The sequence below is a fragment of the Streptomyces solincola genome, assembly GCF_002982015.1.
GTDB lineage: Bacteria > Actinomycetota > Actinomycetes > Streptomycetales > Streptomycetaceae > Streptomyces > Streptomyces solincola.
In genome coordinates this window covers 1-2,499 of sequence record NZ_PVLV01000669.1, presented here as the reverse complement: position 1 = coordinate 2,499, position 2,499 = coordinate 1, and the positions used below count along the sequence as shown (strand labels likewise).

The 2,499-nt window shown below is 78.7% G+C and carries 2 protein-coding genes; both read right to left on the bottom strand.

What is annotated here, in order from left to right:
- On the bottom strand, positions 1-937 hold a 937-nt coding region (locus tag C6N75_RS29095), incomplete at its 3' end, for a TIGR04222 domain-containing membrane protein (protein WP_105871835.1).
- Entirely contained in the window at positions 934-2,262 is a 1,329-nt protein-coding gene (locus C6N75_RS29090) for a DUF692 domain-containing protein (RefSeq protein ID WP_105871834.1), read from the bottom strand. The genes C6N75_RS29090 and C6N75_RS29095, both read right to left, overlap by 4 nt.
- Positions 2,263-2,499: the final 237 nt, after the last annotated feature.

Below are 2,499 nucleotides of genomic sequence, written 5' to 3'. Positions count from 1 at the left end.
TTCCGCAGTTCGACCCGCCGCCCCCGCCGCCACCGGAGCCGCCGCCGCAGCCCCAGCCGCCGCCGTCTCCGCCGCCGGGCGCGGCCGACGCGCACCACACCACCGCGCCGGCGAGCAGCGCGCCGCCCGCCCCGGCGTCGTGCGCCGCCGTACGGCGCCGGCCGCGGCCCCGGCCGGCGCCCATCCGGACCGCCGCCAGGAGCTGCCCGGACAGCACCGGGTCCGGCAGGCCGCGCAGCCCGTGCACCGCGACCAGCACCCCCGGGTCGGCCGTCCCCGCGTACGCCGCCCGGTACTCCTCGCGCGCCGAGGTCCCGGCCCGGGTGGTGCGGCGGCCGAGCACTCCCCGGCAGATCCCGCCCACCAGCAGGCCCACCGCGGCCGCCGGCACCACCGTGAGCACGAACGGCACCGGGAAGCCGTCGACCGACGGCTCGTACGGGACCGCGATCTGCACGACGGTCAGCGGGATGCCGAGGAAGACCAGCAGCACGCTGCCGGCCGTCAGCCCGACCGCCAGCCCGCGCGCGGCCGGCGTCCGGCCGGGCGTGACCAGCAGCCCGCGGGCCGCCAGCCCGTCCCCGACCTCCTGCACGGCCGGATGGCGCATGGCCGCCAGCCGTACGGTGTGCAGGGCGCCGTTCGGCGCGGCGGCCAGGGTGTCGAGCACCGCGCGCTCCACGGTGTCGCGGGCCTGCGGGCGGACCACGGAGACGATCCCCGGGCCGCCGACCGCCACCCGGCCGTCCGCGTGCAGCGCGGCGAGCGCCGCGTCCACCGCGCGGGCCGGGCCGCCGGCCAGGAACGCCGCCTCGGAGCGGTCCAGCGGGCGCGGGCCGGCGACAGGGCCGGTGCGGCCGCGCCCGGCGGTCAGCACGATCAGCACCACCGAGCAGACCGCGACGGCCGCGTAGACGAGGGAGACGAGGACGCTCATGCGCGCGCTCCCGTCCATGCGGTGCGGGCCGCCCGCAGCAGCCGGGCGGTGCGGCCGGGCGGCCGCACCCCGGCGCGCTCGCGCCACCAGTCGGTCAGCTCCCGCCGGGCCGCCCGGTCCGCCGGCAGGTCCCGGCTGAGCAGGTGCTCGGCGAAGTCCAGCGCGTCCCGGCGGTAGCCGTCCCGCATCGGGCGCCCCGAGGCGTACCCGGTGAACGCCGGCCGGTAGCCGTCACCGAGGATCCCCGGCAGCTCCGGCGCGACCTTGGCCACCACCCCGGCCCGCTTGGCGGTCAGCGCCCGGCTCTGCACCCGCAACCGGGCCGCGTCGAAGCCGTGCGGCACGGGCGCGCCGGCGACCAGGCCGGCCAGCAGCGCGGTCTGCCCGAGCGCGAGCCTCTCCCGCGCCCCGGCCGGGGCCGCGCCCGGCTCGGGCCGGGGCCGCGCCGTGCCGCCCTCCGCCGGGGAGGCCCGGTGGCGGGCCGCCGCCGTCACCGTCTCCCTGATCACCGCGACCTCCGAGGCCAGCTCGCCGGGCGGCGGGAAGTCGTCGTCCCGCTCCAGCAGCACCCCGGGCGGGGACACCCGGGAGGCGAGGTCGGCGAGCACGTCCAGCACGGCGCGCGGCACCGGGTGGGCGTGGGTGTCGTGCCAGACGCCGTCCCGCTCGATCCCGCCGGCCACATGCACATAGGCGATGGCCTCCACCGGCAGCTCGGCCAGCGCCTTGGCCGGGTCCTCGCCCCGGTTGACGTGGTTGGTGTGCAGGTTGGCCACGTCGATCAGCAGTCGTACGCCGGTCCGCTCGACCAGTTCGGCCAGGAACCGCCCCTCGCTCATCTCCTCGCCCGGCCAGGAGAACAGCGCGGCGATGTTCTCCAGCGCCAGCGGCACCGGCAGCGCGTCCTGGGCGATCCGCACGTTCTCGCACAGCACGTCCAGCGCCTCGCGGGTGCGCGGCACCGGCAGCAGATGGCCGGCCTCCAGACGCGGCGATGCGGTCAGCGGGCCGCCGGCCCGCACGAAGGCGATGTGCTCGGTGACCAGCGGCGCGCCCAGCGCCTCGGCCCGGGCGGCCAGGTCGGCGAGCTTGCCGGGGTCGGGGCGGTCGGCCCCGCCGAGGCCGAGCGAGACGCCGTGCGGGACGACGGTGACACCGCGCTCGCGCAGCCTGGCCAGTGAGGGGTGGAGGTGGCCGGGGCAGACGTTCTCCGCCACCGCCTCCACCCAGTCGACCCCGCCGGCGGCGGCCAGCGCCTCGACCGCCTCAGCGATCTCCGGCCGCCAGCCGATGCCCACCCCGAGTGCCCTGTCCGCTGCCGTCATGCCGTCCCCCTCCTCCGCCTGCTCCGGACGCGTGTTCCGATCCGCAGGGTGATGGCCCCGCCGGACGGCGGCCAATCCCGACCGGCCACTGTTCAGAGCTTCATTTGAGGTTGACGCCTGTGGGCGGGGGCCCGGTTCGCCTCAGTTCCCCGGTGCGGGCGCCGGGCGGTCGGTGTTGACGGCGGTCGGGGCGCCCGGCTGGGTGGAGGGGCGGGAGGTGAACGACTGGTCGCCGGT

Excerpts from the sequence above, each read along its gene's own strand:
- C6N75_RS29090 (WP_105871834.1), bottom strand. The coding sequence starts at position 2,262 with ATGACGGCAGCGGACAGGGCACTCGGGGTGGGCATCGGCTGGCGGCCG.